Below are 24102 nucleotides of genomic sequence, written 5' to 3' on the forward strand. Positions count from 1 at the left end.
ACTATTTGTTCTAGCATCATTTTTCCCAAAAGATTAAAAATATATACAAGGATAGTAGATTTTTACAGAAAAGCGCTGTACTTGATTTCAAAAAACAGACAAGGTATACTACCCGATAGTGCTTATTCATAAAGAAAGGATTGTTCAAAAGGATGGCAAATGAGTTCCGTGTATGCGACGATTGTAAAGCGCCAAATTTAAAATCGCTTATTCCGAAATTAAAGAATTTGGATCCCGATGCTAAAATTGAAATCGGCTGCCAATCGTACTGCGGGCCCGGAAGAAAGAAAACGTTTGTATTTGTGAACAACCGTCCGGTCGCTGCGTTAACGGAAGAAGAGTTAATAGAAAAAGTGAAAGCAAAGCTTAAAAAATAAGAAACCGCCTTTTAAGGAATGATTGCTTCCTGAGGCGGTTTTTTATTTAAGGTTGTTGAACGACATTCCTTTGTGTCTGTTTAGAGCCGCACTTTGAAAAACGAGGTGTTCACCTGAATTTAAACAAGTTATAATATAATCATGTCAAAACGGAAGAGGGAAGAAAATGACCTATGCAAGTGAAAAGCTGCCAGAAGAAAAAGTTTTTAAAGACCCGGTTCACCGTTACATCCACGTTCGCGATAAAATCATTTGGGATTTGATCGGGACAAAAGAGTTTCAACGGCTGCGCCGCATCCGCCAGCTCGGGACAACTTTTTTAACTTTTCACGGTGCGGAGCATAGCCGATTCAACCACTCATTAGGCGTTTATGAGATCGTCCGCCGAATTGTTGATGACGTATTTCGCGGGAGACCGGAATGGAACGAAAATGAGAGGCTGCTAAGTTTATGCGCTGCCCTTTTGCACGATGTCGGACACGGTCCCTTTTCTCATTCGTTTGAAAAGGTCTTCCATCTGGATCACGAAGATTTTACCCAAGCCATTATTTTAGGAAATACAGAAATAAACCGCGTTCTCTCAAAGGCAGGGGCGGAATTCCCGAAAAAAGTGGCAGAGGTCATTGCGAAAACATACAAAAATAAGCAGGTTATCAGCTTAATTTCCAGCCAAATTGACGCCGACCGAATGGATTATTTGCAACGAGATGCTTTTTACACAGGCGTTCAGTACGGCCATTTTGACATGGAACGCATTTTGCGCGTGATGAGGCCGAGAGAGGATCAAGTCGTCATTAAATACAGCGGCATGCATGCTGTCGAAGATTATATTATGAGCCGATATCAAATGTACTGGCAAGTATATTTTCATCCAGTAACGAGAAGCGCTGAAGTCATTTTGTCCAAAATTCTCCATCGAGCAAAAGCTCTGTATGAAAATAATTATTCATTCCAAGCAGATCCAGTCCATTTTTATTCGATTTTCAAAGGAGATGTCACAGTCGAAGATTATTTAAAATTAGACGAATCCATCATCCTTTATTATTTCCAAGAATGGCAAAAGGAAAAGGATCCGATTTTAAGCGATCTGTGCAACAGATTTATAAACAGGCGCCTGTTTAAATATGTGGAGTTTCAACCGTCCAATGAACAATTGATGAAGCTGATTGAACTAACAAATTTGTTCAAAAAAGCAGGCATTGATCCGGAATATTATCTTGTTGTCGACTCGTCTTCAGATCTTCCGTACGATTTTTACCGACCGGGCGAGGAAGAAGAACGGCTGCCGATCCATTTGCTCATGCCAAACGGGGAAATACGGGAGCTTTCAAGAGAGTCGGAAATTGTGGACGCCATTACCGGAAAGCGGAGAACGGATCATAAATTATATTTTCCTCTTGATTTTTTAAAAGATTTCTCGGAGAAACGAAACTTGAAAAAACAAATTTTAGAAATTTTGCAGCTAACTGACAAAGATGGATTTATTCTGTAGGTGAGGAGATGAAGGGTGTGTTAACCGAACACGCAAAATTAATGAAAGTGCTGTCCGCTTCGAAAGAGATCATCGGACGAAAAAAACTGCAAAAAATTATATTTATAGCAAAAAAACTTAATTATCCCTTTTATGAAAAATACGAATTCCATTTTTACGGGCCGTATTCAGAAGAGCTGACGCTTCGCATTGAAGAGCTTTGCAACATGGGCTTTATCAATGAAGTAAAAGAAAAAAAAGGCGGCTATTATCAATACAAATATTCCCTTACAAAGTCGGGGCAGGAATTTTTAAGCCATTACGATTTGGACATGCCCGAACTGCAGAATTGCATAAATGAATTAAACGCCCAATCAGCACGTTTTTTAGAACTTGTATCAACCATTTTATATTTTGATCATTTGGACAAGGAAGAAGTGAAGGAAAAAGTATTCACGCTCAAAAAAAAGCAGCGTTATACGGATGAGGAAGTGGAGGAAGCTTATCAATTTATTCAACGATTGCAAGATCGCAAATTCAGTGCAAAAATCAGCTGAATTTTCCCCTAAAAAAATGAAGAAAATCCTTTTTATGTATTTCAACCTTTTTATAGTATACTGTAAGCAAAGGAAATTGTTAGAATAGGAGGGCGCATTTTTGCCGTTTTTATATTACGATTTGGAAGTTATACCGTTTGTCATTATTGCTTTGATCGTCGGCTTCACTATCCATGAATTTTCACATGCATTTGTTGCCTATAAGTTCGGAGATCCGACAGCGAAAAATCAAGGGAGGCTGACCCTTAATCCGATCTCCCATTTAGATCCGATCGGTACTCTTTTAATATTTTTGGCAGGGTTTGGTTGGGCAAAACCCGTTCCGGTGAATCGTTTCTATTTTAAAAATCCCCGCTTATCCGGGGTATTAGTATCTGTAGCTGGTCCATTGAGCAATTTATTCATTGCCTTTCTCGCTTTTTTGCTGCTGAACTTTTTCTTTTCGTTTGGATTATTTTCCGGCTTATCTTATGATGGAGCCAGAATGGTTGAACAATTTTTTAATATTCTTATATCATTAAATATTATGTTGTTTATCTTTAATTTATTGCCGTTTCCGCCGCTTGACGGTTATCGCATCATTGAAGATTTAGCCCCGCCGGACATCCGCGCCAAGCTTACTCAATATGAAAATTACGGAGTGCTTATTTTTTTAATTATTGTTATCACCCCTTTGGATCAATATATTATTCATCCGATATTTAATTGGGGAAGCCGAGCTGTTATCACTCTTTTTCATTTCGTTTTACAACCGTTCTTTTAAAGGGAGGGATGTTTACATGACAGAAAAAAAGAAAAAGGTCGAGTTCCAAATTATTAAAAACGATCCAACTGACGGCCATCGCGGCTTTGGAGCAGGCACCCTTAGCCTGGAAAATGTTTCCCCTGTCTTCATTGACATCGAGGAAAAAACGGCATTTGTAGATATCGGCGCAATGCATGCAAGGAGCCAGGTAGAACGCGGCATTAAATTTACTCATGTGAAAGAAGACGTTCCGAACGGAAAACCGTATTGGCTTGTATGGGTAACAATTGACAGAAAAGAAGATGGGCCATATTATGCCGGGGTTGCTGCCTGTTATATGACTGTTGATCGCGAGGCAAGACGAGGTTATAAATCATTGCCTGAACACGTAAACCGCATGGATAAATCGCTAAAACGGAACATCATTGTCGACCACATGGATGAAAGCTCGAAAAAAGTTCTTTCCGATTTTCTTCGAAACCATGATGAAGGCATGTGGGAGCGCTCAAGCGATGAATTAAAGCAAAGCCTTTCTGTTTAGAAGCGGAAGGGTTGTTGATTCAGCAAAAAATGTAAAAAGCAGGGAATTTTTGATGGAAAATTCCCTGCTTTTTGTTTATGCAAGCGCCTGAAGGGCTGTGATTATCGCTAATTTATATACATCTTCAGCGTTGCAGCCGCGAGAAAGATCGTTCACTGGAGCATTCAATCCTTGGAGAATCGGTCCGATCGCTTCAAAGTTTCCAAGTCTCTGTGCAATTTTATAGCCGATGTTTCCAGCTTCAAGGCTCGGGAATATAAATACATTGGCATCGCCTTTAATTACAGATCCCGGCGCTTTCTTTTCCGCAACAGACGGCACGAAAGCTGCATCAAATTGAAACTCTCCGTCCAATATTAAGTCCGGAGCCATTTCTTTTGCCAATTCAACTGCTTTTGCCACTTTTTCTGTTTCCGGGGATGTTGCTGAACCTTTTGTCGAGAAGCTGAGCATAGCAACGCGAGGGTCGATATCAAACATTTTGGCCGTTTTCGCGCTTTCAATAGCGATCTCTGCTAACTCCTGACTGGTTGGAGCGATGTTGATCGCGCAATCAGCAAATATATATTTTTCCTCACCACGAACCATGACGAATACGCCTGATGTTTTTTTCACGTTTTGTTTCGTTTTAATGATTTGAAGAGCCGGCCGCACTGTATCTGCGGTTGAATGTGCAGCACCGCTCACAAGCCCGTCCGCTTCCCCTTTATAAACAAGCATCGTGCCAAAATAATTTTCATCCAAAAGAAGCTTCCGTGCTTCTTCTTCTGTCACCTTTCCATTGCGGCGTTCAACAAAGCTTTGAACAAGCTCTTCTATTCCACTGTAATTGGCAGGATTATATATTTTTGCACCTGCAACAGAAATATTTAAACTCTTTGCTTTTTCTTCAATTTCTGTTTCATCCCCAATTAAAATGGGCTGTAACAAATTTTCCTCTGTTAATCGGGAAACTGCTGTTAAAATTCGCTCATCCAATCCTTCAGGAAAAACAATTTTAATATTTTTTCCCGATATTTTATTTTTCAATGCTGCAAAAATGTCTGCCAAAACAAAGTCAGCCTCCTTAATCTTAAAACATTCTTTTAACACGAATTGTTCCATTCACTTTTAGCATACCCCACCTGCTCTTAAATTTAAAATGAAAAATTTCATCATAGCGCTTTCAACAGCACTTTTTTCTGTCACATAATTGTCATACTGTTTTACCCGGATATTCTCCCCTAAACTGTGGTATAGTAAACTTGTACATAGCCAATATGAGAGGTGACGAAAATGAGTGAAGAAGTTCGTTCAAATGAAGCCGTTGAAACGCTCGATGGTTGGTATTGTTTGCACGATTTCCGCTCGATCGATTGGAGCGCTTGGAAAACTTTATCTAGCGATGAACGCCAGGAAGCTATTCATGAATTTCTGAATTTGTTAGAAAAATGGAGTGCAGTGGAAAAAGACCAACAAGGCAGCCACGCTTTATATACGATCGTTGGACAAAAAGCAGATTTGATGATCATGATTCTCCGGCCAACGATGGAAGAATTGAATGAAATTGAAACGGAATTTAATAAAACAAAACTGGCTGAATATACAAGCCCTGCCTATTCATATGTTTCCGTTGTGGAATTGAGCAGCTACGTAGGCGGCGGAAATGATGAAGATCCGTATCAAAATCCATATATCCGATCTAGACTATATCCTATTTTGCCGAAATCAAAATATGTTTGCTTCTATCCGATGGATAAACGCCGTCAAGGCAATGACAATTGGTATATGCTGCCGATGGAAGAGCGCCGGAGCCTCATGAGAAGCCACGGACTTATCGGTCGCAAGTACGGAGATAAAGTAAAACAAATTATTACCGGTTCTGTCGGATTTGATGACTGGGAATGGGGCGTCACGCTCTTCTCTGATGATGTTTTGCAGTTTAAAAAGCTCGTATATGAAATGCGTTTTGATGAAGTAAGCGCCAGATACGGCGAATTTGGCTCCTTCTTTGTCGGAAACATTTTACATCCTGAAAAAATTGCAGCATTTTTACATGTATAAACCAGTACTGCTTTCAGTACTGGTTTTTTCTGCTGAAGACCTACCAATAGTAAGCAAGCAATCTAGCTGCATGCTTAATGTGCAAGAAAAAATGTCATGCTATACAGGAAGTGTAATAAATCACGATTTATCTCTTTCTTCACATGCAAAAAATAAAAGTACGGGAGATTTGAAGAAAAATTTCAATGGAAGGAATGGGCGAGAGGGTGACTTTTCCCAACACCATGCACCATGCCAAGCGCCATGGATGAATACATATATGCCACTTCTCAAAATATGGGGCTGTCCAGTCAAAATCCACTGAAAATAAAACATCATAAGCATTGATATATCAGTGTTTCTAAAACATTAAAGGGGCGTCTATAAGCCGGAAAATCGACTTATTAGACAGCCCCTCATACTTTATAAGCTTCTTTTTTTCTTTTATACAGAACAAAGATGTCGGAATGGGAATTTTTCCGAATGTCATAAAAAAGACTTCGTCGTCATACATTGGAATGAAAGATTACTATTTAGGCAATGTCTTTTAAAAAAAGGCAGGTGAAAAAATGGCTGTAATTCCCACATACTGAAGAAGATGTAAAGCTATTGGCCAGATTGATGAGAGCTGAAGCAGAAGGAGACGGAGATTTAGGCATGCTTCTTGTAGGCAATGTCGGTGTCAACCGTGTCCTTGCAGATTGTTTAGACTTTAAGGATATACGCACCGTTCGCAGTATGGTGTTTCAAAGCCCCGGAGGCTTCGAAGCCACACAGAAAGGATATTTTTATCAGGCTGCAAGGCAAAATGAAATAGACTTAGCAAGAAAAGTTTTGAAAGGAAACCGCTACAGTCCTGCAGAAACTGCTTTGTGGTTTTTTAAGCCATATGGCGATTGCCCTGCTACATGGTATAACCAATATAACTCAGGACGATATAAATCCCATTGTTTTTATAGTCCTGCACAATCTGTTTGCCCAAGCGTATACAGATTTTAGGAGGTTGAACATGAGCAACAAAAAACAGAGCCAACGGCAGCAGCAGCAAGGGTATCCAATACCGGCGGTTACTCCTGTACAGCCAACCTATCCGTACGGATTTTACGCGCCCAGCGGGTCTGTTATCGGCGCCCCTCCCTCAGCTCAACCAAGCGGCACCAGCGGTCAAGCTGTACCCGGAATGCTTCCGCTTGAAGAATCCTATGTCGAAAACATTTTGCGCTTAAATAAAGGGAAATTGGCCACCGTATACATGACCTTTGAAAACAATCCTGAATGGCCGGCGAAAGTATTTCGCGGCGTCATTGAAGCTGCCGGAAGAGATCATCTCATTTTAAGCGACCCGCAAACAGGAAGGCGATATTTATTGCTGATGGTTTTTTTGAATTACGTCACTTTCGATGAGGAAATCGTATATACATCCCCTCAAAGTCTCGCTTCTTATCCACCAAGATAAGAAAAACGCTAGACAGAGAGAGGCCGGTAGGAATGCTGCAAGACGCTTACAATTTCTTGATCAATACCCTGCCCTCTTGTCTAGTTCTTGTCAAATAGACAAAAGTCTAAGCATCCTTGCTTCTCTAATGAAGCAAGGTTGTTCAGCTTTTCTATGAGCTTTTATTTTCATTTCGATCTTACTTATATAAATAAAAGCACTTAAATTTCAAAAACGGCCAATAAAGCTTTTTTATTTTCCCTTCGACTTAAAACGCATAATCGAGATTCTGAAAAAAGCTCCGATTACCTCCCCCATTTCATCCATAGGCGTTTTCCGCATCCATAGCAATCGAGTAGGAGGGGGAGATTAACCCCCGTCCTCTCACACCACCGTACGTACGGTTCCGTATACGGCGGTTCAATTAAGATAGATGACGCAAGAATTCATAACGTTTTTGTAGACTTTTAAGCCCTTGGTTACTCCAATAGGGGTTTCCAAGGGTTTTGTGTAATATGGGACTTTTTGAAATTCGCCAGTAACCTTTACGACTGTTCCCCCATTCATAGGCTTTCCAGCTAGGAACTCCTAACTTTATGAGGTTGCGTATTCTGGTTTTTGGCTTTTTCCAGCTTTTCCATAAACACATCCGGAGTCTTCGTCGTATCCAGCTATCTAATTTTCCAAAGATACTCTTTGTGTCTGCTAATGCAAAATATCCACACCAACCAATTAAATATTGATTCAATTTCTCAATTCGATATTCCATTGGGTATGGCATCTTTCTTGATGTAATTTCTCGTACCTTTTTCTTCATTCGTTTTATACTCTCTCTGGCGATTCGAACTTTTGGCTCTTCTGAAGATGTAAAACTAAATCCAAGAAACTTCCGTTTCCATGGTCGGTCAACCGCCGATTTTTTCTCGTTGACCTTTAGACGTAGTTTCCCCTCAATAAATCGTTGAACACTAGCCATTGTTCGTTCCCCAGCTCGTTTCGACTTCACATAAATATTGCAATCATCGGCATAACGAACAAACTTATGTCCTCTTTTCTCTAATTCTTTGTCTAGTTCATCTAGTGCAATATTCGAAAGTAGAGGGCTTAGAGGGCCACCTTGCGGCGTCCCTTGTTCTGTACTTGAAACCACACCATTAATCATGACACCAGCTTGTAGATATTTGCGGATTAGCTTCAATAGTGGCTTTTCTTTAATCGTCTTGGCTAATGTGTTCATCAGCCTGTCATGATTCACTCGATCGAAGAACTTTTCTAAATCCATGTCCACTACCCATCTATAACCATCCCTGATATAACCTTTTGCTTTCCTTACTGCGTCATGGGCACTTCGATTTGGACGAAACCCATAACTATGTTCGGAGAACATAGGGTCATATATCCTGGATAGTACTTGGGCTATTGCTTGTTGAATCAAACGGTCTGTCACGGTTGGAATACCTAATAACCGAACACCGCCATCGGGTTTCGGGATTTCGACTCGTCGGACAGGCATTGGTTCATAGGTACCCTTGAGAATGGCTTCTTTAATGGATATCCAGTTTTCGACTATGTGCTGACGTAGGTTTTGTACGGGCATCATATCTACTCCATGGCTACCTTTATTCTTTTCTACTCTTTGTAAAGCTAAAAGCATATTCTCCCGTGACAGGATTCGTTTCAAGAGCATCGTTATTCTTCCTTCCGTGAATAGCTGGTCTTCTTATGCCAGTGCTCACTCCACCCTCCAAGAGGACCCCTGCGGGATTCACCGCTTCCTCCCTCAAGTGAGGTACTATGTTTTCTGTGTTCAACATGACGCACTGAATGCAAAGGGCTATTCTCTCTTAATTGTTCGGTCCTTCCGAATTGTTCTAGACCAATCCGTACTATGACCTCTGCTGACTTCTGATGGTTCAGCTACTTATCACTAAGTAGGTTATGAAGGGTACTTCACATATCCATCAGACCTCCCCGGGTAAGAGTGTAATCTTTCCTTCCATCTATCTGCTTCATTTACTCTATATCACCTTTGGCAGAAAGGACTTTGTTTTGTTATGCAAACTCATCCAATGATACCTAGCCTTATATGAAGTTCGTGTTCCTCAGACCGGAAGTTCGCCGCTCGCTTCCTTCAGATTCCGCGTCACCACGGACACCCTTGCGTTAGGCTAACCACTACTTCTGCCTTCGTGGCTCGGGACTTTCACCCTAGAGATTACACCCATGCCGGGCGCACATAAAAAAAACCGGGCGTGAAAATTCCACGCCCAGTTTCTTCTACCAGAATTTAAATCCCGGTGAACTTGGTGCATTTTCAATGATATCGATGACCGGTACTGTATAAGCGATTACAATTAGCACAACAGACAGACCGATCCAAATTTTCCAATTTTCTAGAAGCAATGGCGTTTTTTCCGCATCTTCATGAACTTCACCAACTGGAAATTCTTCCGTTCCTTTTGGAGCAGCCACTGCCAAATTTATAACAATATAAAGAATCATCAAAATGGCAACGAATAAGATGGCTCCGCCAACCGCCATGATAGTTTGATAAGACATCCATTCCAACGCCTGCGGATGGTCTCCATATGTTGTATAAGCGGTCCGCCGAGGAGCTCCAAACAAACCAACTGTATGCATGGCTCCTGACATTAGGAACATACCGATGCACCAGAAAACGGTTTGAATGATCCCTAATTTATTTAATCGCGGTGTTAACGTTCTGCCTGTTAAATGAGGAACCAACCAATAGGAAATACCAAAAAACGTCAACGCTACAGTGGTGGCCACTGTTAAATGGAAATGTCCTGTTACCCATAAAGTGTTATGAACGACTTGGTTCATTTGGTTACTTGCATTAATGATTCCGCCTGCTCCGCCAGGAATAAAAACGAGCATTCCCATAAACGGTGCAAAAAAGCGAACATCTGTCCACGGAAGTTTTTTCACCCAGCCAAACAGTCCGCTGGCCCCTTTTTCTCTTCCGCTTATTTCAAATGTTGCAAACAAAGCGAAAGCTGTCATTAAAGATGGAACAATGACCATAAACGTCAACACAATTTGCAAAAACTTCCAAAACGGAGTGATCCCAGACTCTAGTATTTGATGATGGAAGCCGACTGGGATGGAAAAAAGAACAAACAGTACAAACGCCAGTCTTGCAAGCGAATCGCTGAAAATTTTCCCGCCTATTATTTTTGGAATGATGACGTACCAGCACATATAGGCAGGCAATAACCAGAAATACACTAATGGATGGCCGAAATACCAAAAAAGTGTTCTGCTTAACAGCACATTGATTTTATCGACTAACCCGAAGGACCAAGGAATAAACTGGAATAATACCGTTACTGCTACGCCCAATGTTGCTATGATCCATAAAATCATTGTGGCAACTGCCATAAAGCTTAATAGAGGAGACGGTTTTCCTTCATTTTTCTTTTTCCAGACAGCGTATTGGCTAAACATGCCAGCTCCGCTTACCCAGCTGCCGACTACAACAAGCGTCAGACCGATATAAAACCATGGCGATGCTTTAAGTGGTGCATAAAAAGTGTATAGAACGGTCGCTTTATTTAATAAGATCATAACCGTTGTAATCGCTGTTCCAATCGTCATAAGCCAAAAGCCGATCCAACCCGCCTTTTTGGCAAACGGAGTTAAATCACCTGTCGTCCGACTCATGGAAGCATATAAAAAACCAATGATAAAAAATGTTGTAAAAACAAGTGCCAACAAAACGCCATGAGCAGTCAAAAGCTGATAATACCCGATCCCTGCCGGAAGCTCAAGCGTTCCGCTTCTAACAAAAGCCTGCAATAACCCGGCAATCGCTCCTAAAAACAATGCAATATAACCAACTGCAATATGGGCGAGCGCCAGCTTTCCATCGTTTGGGTGAAGCGCTGTATTTTTCATGCTTTTGTCACCTCAATTTTCGTGCTCATCATTTGGTGCCCAGTACCGCAATATTCGTTGCAAATTATTAAATAGCTGCCGGGTTTATGGAATGTATGTGTAAGCGAATTCACATGTCCCGGGGTCACCATCATGTTGACATTTGTGCCAACGATTTCAAGGCCATGAACAACATCTTTGCTTGTCACGATAATATGAACTTTTGCTCCCTCCGGTATTTTTATGTCATTCGGCATAAAGGCAAAAGCTTGAGAAACTATAACAAGTTCGTATTCGTTGTCTCCAATTTTCTTTAAGCCTGGTTGATTAAACGGCTCTGTCGTATCGACTTTTTGCGGATCCAATGTGGTCAGATCACTCGGCGGATGATGACCTTGTGCAAATGCACTGATGCCCACGATTGTTAAAAACATCACAAGCGTACCTATACCTATTAATAGCCAAACCTTTTCAAGTTTGTGCAAATGCAAGATGATCCCCCTCCTTTATAATCGTTGAATAAATAAGTAGTAAACTCCAAACCAAGAAAGTATTAAAAAAAGAGCCAGCATAAGAACAGATAAAAAAGTGCCAAATAACGAATATTCTTTCTTTTGAGCAATTTCCTGCTCTTTTTTATCGGAGATGAATTCTTTTGCCACCCATAACACCACCTTTTCTTCTTTTAAAAAAATTGTAGTTTAGCTTACGTTAGTCAATCTGTGAAAAAAATCACATTTTCCATAGTACTTTTTGACAGTATGTTGAACAAAAAACATTGCATTCACACTGAATCTTCTATCATTAGGAAGCTAGGAGCCAAAATGAACGGGACACATTTTTGGATGAAGCTCTGGCTATGACCTTTGAATCGGTTAAGAAGGTCACCCTTTCATTTCTTTGCACAAAAAAACGCCTGTCCCGATATAGTAGACAGACGTTTATATTTACATATATTTAACTGCAGCAACAGCAAGAAGAACCCATGCAATTAAAAATGAAATGCCTCCAAGCGGCGTAATTGCACCTAACACTTTGATCTGCGTCACACTTAATATATACAGGCTTCCGGAAAACAGGAGAATACCGATGAGCATCAGCCACCCGGCCCAATTTGCATAGCCTGCCTGCGGATGCTGCTGCAAAAACAGAGCCGTGACAAAAAGGCCTATCGAATGGAACATTTGATATTGTACACCTGTTTGCCATGTCTCCAAATATTTTTGCGGAATTTTCCCTTCCAAACCATGGGCGCCGAATGCTCCTAAAGCTACAGACAAAAAAGCACCGACGGCTCCAAGAATGAAAAATATTTTCATCATCTTCACCCCTTTTTCCCTTCATCTTACCTTATCGTCCGTTTTTTTTAAATGAAGATTTTACAGATGACAAGATTTTGTTAGAAATCAAAAATAGATTCTCCATTTGCATCGTCTTCGACCAACAAACGTTCTTTCATTGTCAGCGTTTTGCTGTTTGCATTTCCGATCATTTTTTCCAGCTCTAATGGAGTTATTTCACTTTCGCTTTTTGGCTCTTGACTAGCTGAAAAATCATAATTTTCCTCTTGTTGATCCAAAATAACATCACATAAAGAACGGATGACAAGAAGCCGGGCTTTTAGATCATGAGGTGTTCCTGCTGCCTTTGCCTTTTTCAGTTCCTCCTCCATTTTTCCTATTATGCTTGAGACCGGTATATTCAACTCCTATCGCTCCTTATTGAAAGATAATGATCTTGCTTTTTTATCATATTTGATTTTTTCCTTATTGACAAACTTGTCTGCTTCATTCACTTTTCATAACAAACTTGTTACAATAAGTAAGGAATTTTTGAGCACAAGGAGGGCCTGCAGATGGACAATCAATATTTGCAAACAATAAACGGCGATTTATGGTTAACAGAAGATGAAAGAGAAAATTTAAAAATCAGCTATAGAATCAAAGAAGTGCTTTTTTCAAAGCAATCCCCTTTTCAACATGTTATGGTATTGGATTCATATGATTTTGGCCGCATGCTAGTGCTAGATGGAGTTGTGCAAACCACTTCTATTGATGGGCATATATATAATGAAATGATTTCCCATATCCCGCTCAATCTCCACCCAAATCCGGAAAAAGTGCTGATCATCGGCGGCGGAGACTGCGGTGTTGCCAGAGAAGTGTGCAAATATGATTCAGTGAAGGAAATCGATATGGTGGAAATTGACGAGCTTGTCGTTTCCGCATGCAAGGAGCATCTGCCTGAAGTGTCAGGAAACTTAAGCGACCCGCGCGTAAATTTCTTATTTATTGACGGCGTGAAATATGTAGAAAACAAACAAAATGAATACGATGTGATCATTGTTGACTCTTCTGACCCGATTGGACCGGCAGAACAGCTGTTTTCAAAAGATTTTTATACCAACCTATATAAAACGTTAAAAGACGATGGCCTCATGGTATGCCAAAGTCAATCGCCTGTTTTCCATTTGGATGTTTTAAAACGGTCTTATAGCCATATTCAATCTTTATTCCCGATTACAAAACTATACACAGCTGTTGTTCCTACATATCCGGGAGGACTATGGAGCTTTACAATCGGATCGAAAAAATATGAAGATGTAAAGTCGGACAATTTTTCGAAAGATACAAAATATGTAAATCAAGCCATTCTCGAAGGATGCTTTAAGCTTCCTGAGTTTTTGCAGCAAGCATTGAAATAATGGACCCTGGCCCAAAAGTCATTGAAAGTTGGCTTTTGGGGCCTCTATTTGTTTTAACAAAAAACACACTTTCTAGTAAAAATGCAAGCGTCAAACGAACAATAAAGAAAGAACTGTGTGCTGCAAAATAAAGTACATAATATTGCAATCAGACAAAGACGAGAATTTGCTTAAAGAAACGCAAAAAGTGAGAGGCGATGGTAAAGCACCTCTCATTTAGATAAAATCTCTTTTGCAACTGGGAATTCGCCTATGCTGGTATTCGCCAGCTACTTTCAAAAATACAAAAGCCAATGAAGAAAAACGAGCTGTTTTCTCCACTTACTTCATTTAGCGACTTTATCAGAAAGTCTAAAATATGATATGTTGCTTATTTTTCAAACAGTTTACAAATAAATGGGATGCCAATCATCAAATGGTATTTTGATAACTTGATGAAACTATTTGTGAAATATACTCACCTACTAAAACAACTAATCCCGCAAAAACTGCGGAAAAAACGGCTTGTTTCATAATAATCATTTCTCCCCCAATTGGGGAAAGACTATAGAATATTTACTATAATTATACTTTCTATACTGGGACGCCAGTTACATATTCAGATAAAATAGCCCCTACGATAGCTCCTGCAACTGCTCCACCAATTCCACCTTTAATTATTGCTCGGAAATCAGTTTTAGTTAACCAGAATTCGACTCGGACGAGTGTGCTCTTTTATTATTTTGTTGAAAGAATCTTTTTGCATACTGGAAAAAGGTTATCTTCATCTTTTGCAAATTTTCTTAATAGGTTTTCAGTAACTTCAATTGAAAAACTTTGTTTGTCTTCATCAGTGAGAGAAAGTGTTTCAATGACATACTGATGAAACTCCTGAAGATTTGGAAATTCACCAGTTTTTCTATACATTCTTTCTGTTTTACTGACTAATAAGGTTAATTTATGATACTTAGTTGCATCAATATTTAATTTTAAAAGAACATAGTCTATATCATTTTTATCAATATGTTTGTTTGTTTCAACAAGTTCAACCAATAGTTTCATTACTTTACCCAGTTTTTGTGTTAATTGATATGTTTCTTTATCAAGTCTGTTAATTTGTTCAATTTCTTCTTCAATATGTTTAATTCTATCCTCTAATTCTTTCATTCATACTTCCCCTCCCTACCTATGTGTCTTACACTGGAGCCAAAAATTCAATAGCTTCTCTAATTACGGAGGCTACAATTCTAGCTGTGGTTTTTCCTAGAGGTTTTTTTAATGCTTGATAAACAGCATCTTCTATCTTACCATAGGTTAAATTTTCCACACTTTCTAATTAATTTTCTTAAAGCAGGTTTAACGTAAGTATGCATTAAATTTCCTACTTTAACAGTTGCGTCTTTCCCTAAAGTTTTACCTACAAAATTAGTTATGGTAGTAGTGTTACTAATCGCCCATTTTAAAGCTTTTTTAACTGCATAGCTAGGAACAGAGTTTGTTTGAACGCCGCTAAGTCTAACTGGGTCAGTTACTGTAATAGAACCTGGTCTATCTAATTGATAATTTTTAGCAAAACTATTATAGTCGAGAACTAACTCTTTTTTCTCATTATTTAAAGCATCATAATCATTTTCAGTTGGTAATACAGTAGTTGGTTCATTTGTCGCAGCACTTGTTTTATTACCTTCAAATCCTACGAATGTTGTTAATAGTATTGCTGAAGAACTTAAGATTAAGATACCTTTTTTAACATATTTTTCCTCCTTGTAATAAATAAAATTGTTAGGAATGATCGTACTTTGTCAAATCCTCTACTCCGCAAAGAACAAAGCGATGCTTTTGTAGTCTTGAGATATTGGTCATTTGCTTCGAACCTCCTTTCTATTTGAAAGACGTTTTACAAGTCTATATTGCTTCAATATTTCCTAAAAAATCCTTTTATGCGCAAATATGACAGATTCCAATGCAATGACGAGTGTGCACAAATCTATTCTTGAAGAAAAACCGAGGCAGAAAGTGCGCCCCGTCATATTAAAGGCAATCGGTCGTTCCGCAGATTTTCTTTTCGAGGGCTTTCGAAAGTCCAAACGGAGTTGGAATTGTGGCCATGGAACACAATCTATTGAAAGCGTCCGGAAAATCATTCACTTTCAACAGAATCTCCAAAAAAATAAAAAGACGGATGAAGAAAAACTTTATGATGTTTCTTCATCCGTTTTATTTTTGGATAGTCCCTTTTTCATGTTTCCACATATCACGCAAACGGCAGGCAGCAATTAAATGTCATTATCGCTGATGCACCAGTCAATTTTTTCTGATCCGATGGACTTTAAAAATTGATTTGCTTTAGAAAAAGGCCTGCTGCCAAAAAAGCCTCTGTTTGCCGAAAATGGCGATGGATGCGGCGACTCAATGACAAAATGCTTATTCATGTTAATCATTTCTTTTTTCGCCTGTGCATGCCTTCCCCATAAAATAAAGACGACTGGACGCTCTCGCTCGTTTAAACAGCTAATCACTCGATCGGTAAATTGTTCCCATCCTTTTCCTTTATGAGAATTGGCTAGTCCCTGCCTTACCGTCAGCACAGTGTTCAATAATAGAACACCTTGCTTCGCCCATTTGACAAGATGACCGTGGTTTGGAGGCTTGCAGCCGAGATCGTTCTCAAGCTCGATGAAAATATTTTTCAGAGACGGCGGCTGAGCAATCCCCGGCTTTACGGAAAAGCTTAATCCATGTGCTTGATTTGGCCCATGATACGGATCTTGGCCTAAAATGACAACCTTTACTTCTTCATAAGGCGTGTAATGCAAAGCATTAAAAATGTCGTACATATCCGGATAAATCGTATGATGGGCATATTCCTGCTTCAAAAATTCCCGCAGCTCTTTGTAGTATGGCTTTTCAAACTCTTCTTTCAACAGTCCCCACCAATCATTTTTTAAAATCTGCTTCAACGTTTGCCACCCTCTTAGCTTCTACTGATCTATCACTATTTTTAATGTTATGATGATTCGGCTTTTTTTGTCAAAGGGTGACAGCTGTCGCTAATATTTTGCAAAATGTTCCACATGAAACATTAAGGCTTTCGACAGAAGCAAGAGGGCAAAAATCGCAGTAAAGACTGAAATATCAACTTTTTTGCCGTTCCCATTTTAAAGTGAGAAGCTTGGTGCCCTAAATGTACGAAAAACATTTGATGCATTTTTATCACGTTTAAACACGCCGGAATGCTCCAAGATAACGCAAATGTTCTGACGATTCTATTGATTTTCGTCTGTTAGAAACTCGCAGGTAAACGGAATATCCATTCATTTTTAACAATTACCGAATAGCCAAATGAGACAAAGCTCGTCATTGAAAAAATGCTGAAACAGACGGACAAGGCCTACGACATCAAAGGTGCTGCCCCCCTCGATGCTTTAATGTGGCAGACGCCCATAAGGAAGGCATTTTAGGCGAGGGTCATGATCCTGAGGCACACCTCATCCCAATCATTTGCTAGAAGAGGTTTCGAGCTTGATGTCGATACACAAGACGGAAATAATTTTTTTGCTTACTCCTTTATTCAAGTTCACAAAAAAATTATTTATGTTTCTTTTTGATTACAAATTTTTTCGTAATTGCAGCTTTTTTTGAATAGTTCTTTGCATAAGCACATAATTTTATAAAGAGAATGAACAGAAAGGACAGGTTTAAAAACATATGAGCATAAAGAAAATCTATATAGGTATCGCATTTATTTCTTGTTTCTTTTTTATTCTTTCATCACCAGTTGCAGCTGAACAAAAGATTGATGGTCAGCTGATCATAATAAACAAGAGCGTAAATAAACTGGCATTTTTTGAAGACGGAATTCTTCAAAGAGTATTTCATGTCGCAACAGGAAAATATGCTCAGCTAACTCCAGAAGGCATTTTCCCCATTGTCACAAAAATTAAAAACCGCCCTTATTTTAAAGAAAAGATTCCAGGAGGAGACCCGAGAAATCCATTGGGTGATCGCTGGCTTGGTCTTGATGCTTTGGGATATTATGGAAATAATTTTGCCATTCACGGCAATAATAATCCAAGATCGATTGGAACGTATGCAAGCAGCGGATGTGTCCGCATGCATAACGCCGAAATTCGCTGGCTCTTTGAAAAAGTTGAGCTGCATACGCCAGTCATTATTCTAAAATCCAATAAAAGCTTTGACGTTATTGCAAAAGAGCACGGATATTATACTGAACAAGGGGTTCCTGTCACTATTCGGAATGGAAGAGTGCTGTTTGCAAGGGAACAGTTAACGAAATCACCCGAAAATATGTATTCACCGCAGGGAGCTTTTGCTAAACAATAAACCATGGGGCGGAGACGGAGCAAGCAGCTGAATTACTCCGTTCCACTCAAAAGGTTTGCTGAATTAGACGAAATCGGGAAAGTATTGAGCATTTAGTCTCTCCGTTCCATGCGAAGCCAGTTGCAACATCGGGGTGATCACGCTTCTTCTTGATGTTTCATAAAATCAACAGTTGCGATGATGCCTTGTTCGTAAGGAGTTTTTGGCAGCGGCCCGATTCTTTTTTCAAATTTTTCACCCGATAATACGACAGGCTCTTCGACTAAGTACATCATTTCAACCATTTCCTTCATCATCGGGCTGAATAACCCTAAAAAATAAATCATCGATTTCGTGACAACACTTACTTTCTTTTCATATTGAAGCTTTTCCCTCAAGATTTGAATAATTTCCCGTCCGGAAATAACTCCCGCCCCCGGTATATTCCAGTGCTCATGATAGGTATCGTCCCTTAATGCAAGCTCAACTAAAGCTTTGGCACCGTCCGGCAAAAAAATATATTCCCTCGGTATATTTAAATCCCCGATAAATTGAGATCGTTTATTTTGGACAACTTTTTTTAACGTATGATGCAACAATGTTTTTTCCCCACATGGACCGTAAAAATCGGGGAAGTGAGCGATCAAGTAGTCTACTCCGCTCTTTTCCACCATTTCAGCAAGCCGCAATCGTATTTTTCCTTTTTTAGTATGAGGATTTTTCGGATCAGTCTCGGACATTGTTTTTCCATTTGACCGTCCATATGCATAAATATTATCAACGACAACAAGCTTAGCTTTTTCTTTTTTTGCTGCCGCCAGCACATTTTCCATGATGATCAATAGATCTCTCTCCCACTGCGGATACGGTATGTTAATGGCATGGAAAATCCATTCCGCACCTTCGCATGCTTGCAAGATGCTGGATCGATGGAGGGCATCTCCAGCGACAATGCTGACGCGATCGTTCAAACGGTGAAACATTTTTTTCATTTTTTCTGTATTGCGGGCTACGGCGACAACCTCAATATTCTCTCTATTGAGCAATTCATGAACTAAATTGTAGCCCATTCCGCCTGATGCACCTAAAATAACCGCTTTTTTCATCCTTTTTACCTCCGATCTTAAAATTAACCATTGGTCAATAATATGCAAAAAAGTAAATAAGCTTAAGTGCTTATTACTTTTTTCAACTTAAAAATCCTTTGATTAAAAAAGCAACATATTGTTCAGCAAGTCCTTCCATATCTTTATACTCAGCATCGGTCTGTACATATTTCGTTACAAAACCGCTTACTGCAAGAAACAAACACCAAATGACTGTTGGATTTGCTTTATCTGGAGCAAACTGAAAAATAGCCTGCGCAAAACGTTCATATGACTTATTCGGCTCTTGCTCCATCAGCATATCAAGCTCGAGATTTTGTGTTAAAAACATCAGCTTATAATGACTTTTATATGTCAGCCCGAATTCAATAAACTTTAACAAGATCGTTTTTACAGCTTCTTCTTTAGAAGAATACGAGGCTTGCAGCACTTTTTCTAACAGCCCGTCTAAAAATTGAAAATCCGTCTGCACAATTTTATAAAAAAGCTCTGCTTTATTTTGAAAATGATAATAAAGCGCTCCATGTGTGCAGTGCAATTCTTTGGCGATTTCTCGCATGGAAACATGTTCATATCCATTTATGACAAAAAGCTCTCTAGCAGCATTCATAATTGCCTCTTTCGTTAATTCAGTGTCTTTTTTTCTAGGAGCCAATTGTTCCATTCCTTTCTTAACAACAACAAGCGTGCCTCTGATTTTGGCGTGTTGGCATTTAGCTGCATTCTTATTTATTAACCGATGGTTAATTATATTTTAATCCTTTTTTTGTTTTTAAGCAAATGTTTTTCTCTTCTTATGGTACAAACTGCTATAATGTTGTTATAAAATCTTTACAGCTGGATGGAGGTAACAAAATGACAATGAAAAAAGCCTTGACGATCGCAGGTTCCGATTCCAGCGGTGGAGCAGGTTTACAAGCGGACTTAAAAACGTTCCAAGAATACGGAGTTTATGGAATGACTGCGGTCACTACAATTGTAGCAATGGATCCTCATAACGGATGGCAGCATCAAGTATTCCCTATTGAAATCGATACCATAAAGGCCCAGCTCGCAACGATTATAGAGGGAGTCGGTGTAGATGCCATGAAAACCGGAATGCTCCCGACAGCAGAAATTGTCGAGCTGGCAGCAGATACAATTAAAAAATATAATTTAAAAAACACGGTCATCGATCCTGTCATGGTATGCAAAGGGGCAGATGAAGTGCTTTATCCCGACCATGCGGAAGCGATTCGCAATTCTCTGACAAAAGTCGCGACGGTTATTACTCCAAATCTCTTTGAAGCAGGGCAATTGAGCGGGTTAGGTACTATTCAAACGGTCGATCAAATGAAAGAAGCAGCTGCCATTATTCATGATCTTGGTGCAAAATATGTTTTGGTGAAAGGCGGCGGAAAGCTTGAACATAAATATGCTGTTGATGTTTTATATGACGGAAAGGATTTTGAAATCCTAGAAGGCGAACGAATCGACACAACCTATACACATGGTGCTGGGTGCACATATTCAAGCGCGATTACAGCTGAACTAGCAAATGGCAAAACGGTTAAAGAAGCCGTTTATTCCGCCAAAAAGTTTATTACAGCAGCCATCCGCCATTCCTTTCCTTTAAATCAATATGTCGGCCCAACTTGTCATGCCGCATTAAGATTATACGAATAAATAATAGAGCCGAATCGATTAGCTCACGACCATTGTGGCTGTTCGTTCGGCTCTTTTCATGTTAATAATCCATATTTTTAACTTTTTGCTTTACTTCCTCAATATTTCTCATTTTATTTTCCCAGCACAATTCGCTCAGATCAACAGGGTATTCGGCAGGATTTAAAATGCGTTTATATTCATCCCATAACAGCTCCAAATTTTCTTTTACATATGACCGGATTTCTTCCAATGAAGGACATTCATACGTAAGCTCGCCATCAACAAAAATATCGTGATGCAAATCCTTTGCCGTAAAATCGGTTACATATTTTTTGATAAATGTATGGACAGGATGGAACATTTTCAGCCGCTTTTCTTTTTGCGGCTGTTCAAAATGTAATGTAATATAATCTCCTTCAGCCCTCTTATCCTTGTTGTTGATAATTCGATATACATTTTTCAAGCCTGGTGTTGTCACTTTTTCCGGATTTGATGAAATTTTTATTGTATCGACTAATTTGCCGTCGTCCCCTTCAATGGCAACCAATTTGTACACAGCTCCCAATGCAGGCTGGTCGTAGGCGGTAATCAGCTTCGTTCCAATTCCCCACACATCGATTTTCGCTCCTTCAGCTTTTAAATTGACAATCGTATGTTCATCAAGATCGCTCGAAGCTATAATTTTTGCGTTATGGAAACCAGCATCATCAAGCATTTTTCTCGCTTTTTTGGACAGATAAGCCAAATCCCCGCTGTCAAGGCGAATACCGATAAAATTAATTTTATCGCCAAATTCTTTTGCAACCCGAATGGCATTCGGAACACCGGAGCGAAGCGTATCATATGTATCCACCAAAAAAACGCAGTCTTTATGAGTACTTGCATATTTACAAAATGCAACATATTCATCACGATACGTTTGAACAAATGCATGTGCGTGGGTTCCGGAAACAGGAATTCCGAAAATCTTCCCTGCTCGGACATTGCTTGTCCCATCAAAGCCGGCAATATAAGCTGCACGGGTTCCCCAAATAGCTGCATCCATCTCATGGGCTCTTCTTGTTCCAAATTCAAGCGCTGATTCATTTCCAATAATTTGTTTAATTCTTGAAGCCTTTGTTGCGATAAGCGTTTGATAGTTCACAATATTTAAAAGAGCTGTTTCAATAAGCTGCGCTTCCCCTAGAGGGGCTTCCACACGTAAAATCGGTTCATTTCCAAATACAAGCTCTCCTTCTTTCATGGACCGAATCGTGCCGGTAAAACGAAGGTTCTCCAAGTAACGGATAAAATCTTCTTTGTAATTCAGCTCTTCCCTTAAATAAGCAAGGTCCTCTTCTGTGAAGCGGAAATTTTGTATATAATCAATAATTCGTTCCAGGCCGGCAAAAACAGCGTAACCGCTCCCAAAAGGAAGTCTTCTAAAAAACAACTCAAAAACTGCCTTTTTTTGGTGGATGTCATCCCTCCAATACGATTCGACCATGTTGATTTGGTATAAATCGGTATGGAGCATCAAACTATCATCATTATACATTTTCATCATCATGAAACCCCCATAATATTTAATCGCTGTCTGTTCCATACGGAATGTTGAAATGTCCAAGAGGCCCATTTGTGTCTAGCGGTGATGACAGATGGATGAAGCCTGTTCAGCAAAAATTTGAAACCTTTCAGAGCAGGCATCCCCTTCAAGCTTCCTTGCAATCTATCAGATCTTTCTAACGGGCTTAATCGTTGAAACAAATCTCAAGGACGAATCTCCATTATATTATGAAAGCACTAACCGTATTGTACTCCTTTCTATACCGTCATTCAATATTTGCCAAAATTAGTGTCCATTTTAAAAGCCGAAATTACCTAATCCTGCTTCTTTTACTATAAGAGGGCGATTTTGGCAAATTTGTCAAATAATCGGGATAATCCGTAATAATTCCATCGACATTCATGGCCATCAAATGTTGAATATCGTGTATATCTCTAGCTGTATAAGGCATAATTTTCATGCCGCTCTGATGAATCATATAAACTAATTTAGGGGTTACAAGCGCTTTATTCGGATTGATATATGTCGCAAATGCTGCATATTGCTGTAAATGCTCCTCCGTAATAGCGCCATGTCTATATCCGATGAGCACTCCAAGAGAAATCGAAGGCAAGACACTGTGGAATTCCTGTAAAAAAGCGGTATCAAAGGATTGAACGACCACATTCAGTTGCTGATCCCCTTTTTCGATCAGTTCTTTTGCCAACCTCTCTACAATGCCGAACTGCTTTTTCGGTTCTTTAACTTCTATTAAAAAATTGATCTTCCCCCTGTATTTCTTAAGGACATCGCATAAAAGGGGTATTTTTTCTCCGGAAAATTTTCGATGAAACCAGGCTCCAGCATCAAATTGTTTTAGTTCTTCATATGTGAAATTTTTAACTAAACCTGACCCGTTTGTTGTACGATCAATCGTTTCATCATGAATAACGGCGAGCAACCCGTCTTTCGTCATCCGTACATCCAATTCTAAATAATCCGCCTTCATGTCAATAGCGAGATCAAAGGCTGCAAATGTGTTTTCCGGAGCATATCCAGATGCTCCCCGGTGTGCGACGGCAATTGTTTTGTTAGGCTCTTTTTGAAAATGAAATATTTTATAAAAAAAGCGGTGAACATAATAACGAACATAATCAAGCATGCATAACCATCCCCGTTTTTTTGGATTTATACTAAATAATAATCACTTACATTAATTTATAACATTTTTTTTACAATTTTATTTTTCTTTTGCAGGATATTTCGTTTTGGAATAGAATAGTATTTAGAATATAAAAAAATTTTTAATTAACGCATCTTACAACACACCATTGTTTCCAGCCTGCACCTCATGATGAGAAGTTTTGGCCAAATCTCCTCTTCATAACACCCATTTCGCTTTTGTCCCGGATTATGCCCTATGCAAAAAATCTTAAGTTCAAGGAGAGTGATGGGATGATTAGAAAAGACGTGATGACAAAAACATGGGGAAATAAAGAAATTGTGACAAGTCCGTTTTATGGTGTCATAAAAAAAATTATGACCGAAGCAAAAAACCGGATTTATGAATGGGAACCGTTGTTTACCATTCAAACGGATGAGGGTACTCTTGTCCAAATCAGCGTCGGTATTGGAGGAATCATTGACAAGCTGTTCGTCAAAGAGGGAGATCGGGTTATTCCTGGAGCAGTCTTAGCATATATTGATGAAGATTTAATAGTCACTGGCAGCGATTAAGAATTAGGACCCCTAAGAAGAAAAAAGGGGTCCAGT

Annotated in this window: 25 protein-coding genes; 12 read left to right on the forward strand and 13 right to left on the reverse strand. The window is 39.4% G+C overall.

Annotated features, from left to right (window positions below; genetic code table 11):
• The first annotated feature begins 152 nt into the window (after nt 1-152).
• The 5 genes from NST97_RS12180 (at nt 153) to NST97_RS12200 (ending at nt 3691) form a co-directional block, all read left to right on the forward strand.
• Nucleotides 153-377 carry a DUF1450 domain-containing protein gene (locus NST97_RS12180; protein ID WP_063389054.1) on the forward strand — a complete coding sequence of 75 codons (225 nt, stop codon included), beginning with the start codon at nt 153-155 and terminating at the stop codon, nt 375-377.
• A 166-nt stretch (nt 378-543) separates the two neighbouring features.
• A complete protein-coding gene (locus tag NST97_RS12185; RefSeq protein ID WP_341343300.1) occupies nt 544-1869 on the forward strand; it encodes an HD domain-containing protein in 1326 nt (441 codons plus the stop codon).
• A 17-nt stretch (nt 1870-1886) separates the two neighbouring features.
• A complete protein-coding gene (locus NST97_RS12190; RefSeq protein WP_339210662.1) occupies nt 1887-2405 on the forward strand; it encodes a YwgA family protein in 519 nt (172 codons plus the stop codon).
• Between the two features lie 100 nt (nt 2406-2505).
• Entirely contained in the window at nt 2506-3168 is a 663-nt protein-coding gene (locus tag NST97_RS12195) for a site-2 protease family protein (protein WP_341343301.1), read from the forward strand.
• Between the two features lie 16 nt (nt 3169-3184).
• Nucleotides 3185-3691, forward strand: coding sequence for a YwhD family protein (locus NST97_RS12200; RefSeq protein WP_063389058.1), 507 nt, complete (start codon nt 3185-3187; stop codon nt 3689-3691).
• A gap of 75 nt (nt 3692-3766) precedes the next feature.
• Here the strand turns inward: NST97_RS12200 and pta are convergent, their stop codons facing one another.
• A complete protein-coding gene (gene pta, locus NST97_RS12205; RefSeq protein ID WP_094246391.1) occupies nt 3767-4741 on the reverse strand; it encodes a phosphate acetyltransferase in 975 nt (324 codons plus the stop codon).
• Nucleotides 4742-4966: 225 nt separating this feature from the next.
• On the opposite strand from pta, the gene hemQ reads away from it, so the two are divergent.
• The 3 genes from hemQ (at nt 4967) to gerQ (ending at nt 7169) form a co-directional block, all read left to right on the forward strand.
• Nucleotides 4967-5734: a hydrogen peroxide-dependent heme synthase gene (hemQ, locus tag NST97_RS12210; RefSeq protein WP_063389059.1), complete on the forward strand. Its 768-nt coding sequence runs from the start codon at nt 4967-4969 to the stop codon at nt 5732-5734.
• Between the two features lie 600 nt (nt 5735-6334).
• A complete protein-coding gene (locus NST97_RS12215) occupies nt 6335-6712 on the forward strand; it encodes a cell wall hydrolase (protein ID WP_094246392.1) in 378 nt (125 codons plus the stop codon).
• Nucleotides 6713-6722: 10 nt separating this feature from the next.
• Entirely contained in the window at nt 6723-7169 is a 447-nt protein-coding gene (gerQ, locus tag NST97_RS12220; RefSeq protein ID WP_341343302.1) for a spore coat protein GerQ, read from the forward strand.
• Between the two features lie 403 nt (nt 7170-7572).
• Here gerQ and ltrA read toward each other — a convergent pair whose 3' ends face one another.
• From ltrA to NST97_RS12250, 6 genes are all read right to left on the reverse strand, one after another.
• Nucleotides 7573-8835: a group II intron reverse transcriptase/maturase gene (gene ltrA / locus NST97_RS12225; protein ID WP_327848818.1), complete on the reverse strand. Its 1263-nt coding sequence runs from the start codon at nt 8833-8835 to the stop codon at nt 7573-7575.
• A gap of 590 nt (nt 8836-9425) precedes the next feature.
• Nucleotides 9426-11066, reverse strand: coding sequence for a b(o/a)3-type cytochrome-c oxidase subunit 1 (locus NST97_RS12230; RefSeq protein ID WP_094244736.1), 1641 nt, complete (start codon nt 11064-11066; stop codon nt 9426-9428).
• A complete protein-coding gene (locus NST97_RS12235) occupies nt 11063-11536 on the reverse strand; it encodes a cytochrome c oxidase subunit II (RefSeq protein WP_094244737.1) in 474 nt (157 codons plus the stop codon). The genes NST97_RS12230 and NST97_RS12235 overlap by 4 nt, the downstream gene beginning before the upstream one ends.
• 15 nt (nt 11537-11551) lie before the next feature.
• The gene (locus tag NST97_RS12240; protein ID WP_117016867.1) at nt 11552-11707 is read right to left on the reverse strand and encodes a cytochrome c oxidase subunit 2A; all 156 of its coding nucleotides are present in this window, start codon (nt 11705-11707) and stop codon (nt 11552-11554) included.
• Nucleotides 11708-11992: 285 nt separating this feature from the next.
• On the reverse strand, nt 11993-12364 hold the full coding sequence (locus NST97_RS12245; RefSeq protein ID WP_063389063.1) for a DUF423 domain-containing protein: 372 nt from the start codon (nt 12362-12364) through the stop codon (nt 11993-11995).
• A gap of 80 nt (nt 12365-12444) precedes the next feature.
• Entirely contained in the window at nt 12445-12750 is a 306-nt protein-coding gene (locus NST97_RS12250; protein ID WP_144597606.1) for a YwdI family protein, read from the reverse strand.
• Nucleotides 12751-12900: 150 nt separating this feature from the next.
• On the opposite strand from NST97_RS12250, the gene speE reads away from it, so the two are divergent.
• Nucleotides 12901-13749, forward strand: a complete 849-nt coding sequence (gene speE, locus NST97_RS12255; protein WP_341343303.1) for a polyamine aminopropyltransferase — start codon at nt 12901-12903, stop codon at nt 13747-13749.
• A gap of 717 nt (nt 13750-14466) precedes the next feature.
• On the opposite strand, the gene NST97_RS12260 is transcribed toward speE, so the two are convergent.
• Entirely contained in the window at nt 14467-14895 is a 429-nt protein-coding gene (locus NST97_RS12260; RefSeq protein WP_341343304.1) for a hypothetical protein, read from the reverse strand.
• A 1109-nt stretch (nt 14896-16004) separates the two neighbouring features.
• Entirely contained in the window at nt 16005-16688 is a 684-nt protein-coding gene (locus NST97_RS12265; protein WP_341343305.1) for a uracil-DNA glycosylase, read from the reverse strand.
• A 748-nt stretch (nt 16689-17436) separates the two neighbouring features.
• Between NST97_RS12265 and NST97_RS12270 the strand changes: the two genes are divergently transcribed.
• Complete coding sequence (locus tag NST97_RS12270; RefSeq protein WP_339198048.1) at nt 17437-18072, forward strand: L,D-transpeptidase; 636 nt, start codon at nt 17437-17439, stop codon at nt 18070-18072.
• Between the two features lie 137 nt (nt 18073-18209).
• Here the strand turns inward: NST97_RS12270 and NST97_RS12275 are convergent, their stop codons facing one another.
• The gene (locus tag NST97_RS12275; RefSeq protein WP_341343306.1) at nt 18210-19157 is read right to left on the reverse strand and encodes an SDR family NAD(P)-dependent oxidoreductase; all 948 of its coding nucleotides are present in this window, start codon (nt 19155-19157) and stop codon (nt 18210-18212) included.
• A gap of 82 nt (nt 19158-19239) precedes the next feature.
• A complete protein-coding gene (locus NST97_RS12280; RefSeq protein ID WP_341343307.1) occupies nt 19240-19812 on the reverse strand; it encodes a TetR/AcrR family transcriptional regulator in 573 nt (190 codons plus the stop codon).
• A 200-nt stretch (nt 19813-20012) separates the two neighbouring features.
• On the opposite strand from NST97_RS12280, the gene NST97_RS12285 reads away from it, so the two are divergent.
• On the forward strand, nt 20013-20822 hold the full coding sequence (locus tag NST97_RS12285; protein ID WP_066251370.1) for a bifunctional hydroxymethylpyrimidine kinase/phosphomethylpyrimidine kinase: 810 nt from the start codon (nt 20013-20015) through the stop codon (nt 20820-20822).
• Between the two features lie 61 nt (nt 20823-20883).
• On the opposite strand, the gene NST97_RS12290 is transcribed toward NST97_RS12285, so the two are convergent.
• Together NST97_RS12290 and NST97_RS12295 are read right to left on the reverse strand one after the other, a co-directional pair.
• Entirely contained in the window at nt 20884-22350 is a 1467-nt protein-coding gene (locus NST97_RS12290) for a nicotinate phosphoribosyltransferase (protein WP_066251373.1), read from the reverse strand.
• Between the two features lie 310 nt (nt 22351-22660).
• Nucleotides 22661-23491, reverse strand: coding sequence for a glycerophosphodiester phosphodiesterase (locus NST97_RS12295; protein WP_240326740.1), 831 nt, complete (start codon nt 23489-23491; stop codon nt 22661-22663).
• A 293-nt stretch (nt 23492-23784) separates the two neighbouring features.
• Here NST97_RS12295 and NST97_RS12300 point away from each other — a divergent pair, with 293 nt between their 5' ends.
• Nucleotides 23785-24066 carry a biotin/lipoyl-binding protein gene (locus NST97_RS12300; protein WP_235600486.1) on the forward strand — a complete coding sequence of 94 codons (282 nt, stop codon included), beginning with the start codon at nt 23785-23787 and terminating at the stop codon, nt 24064-24066.
• Nucleotides 24067-24102 lie beyond the last annotated feature (36 nt).

This window comes from Aeribacillus sp. FSL K6-1305 (assembly GCF_038050115.1).
Classification (GTDB): domain Bacteria; phylum Bacillota; class Bacilli; order Bacillales; family Aeribacillaceae; genus Aeribacillus; species Aeribacillus composti.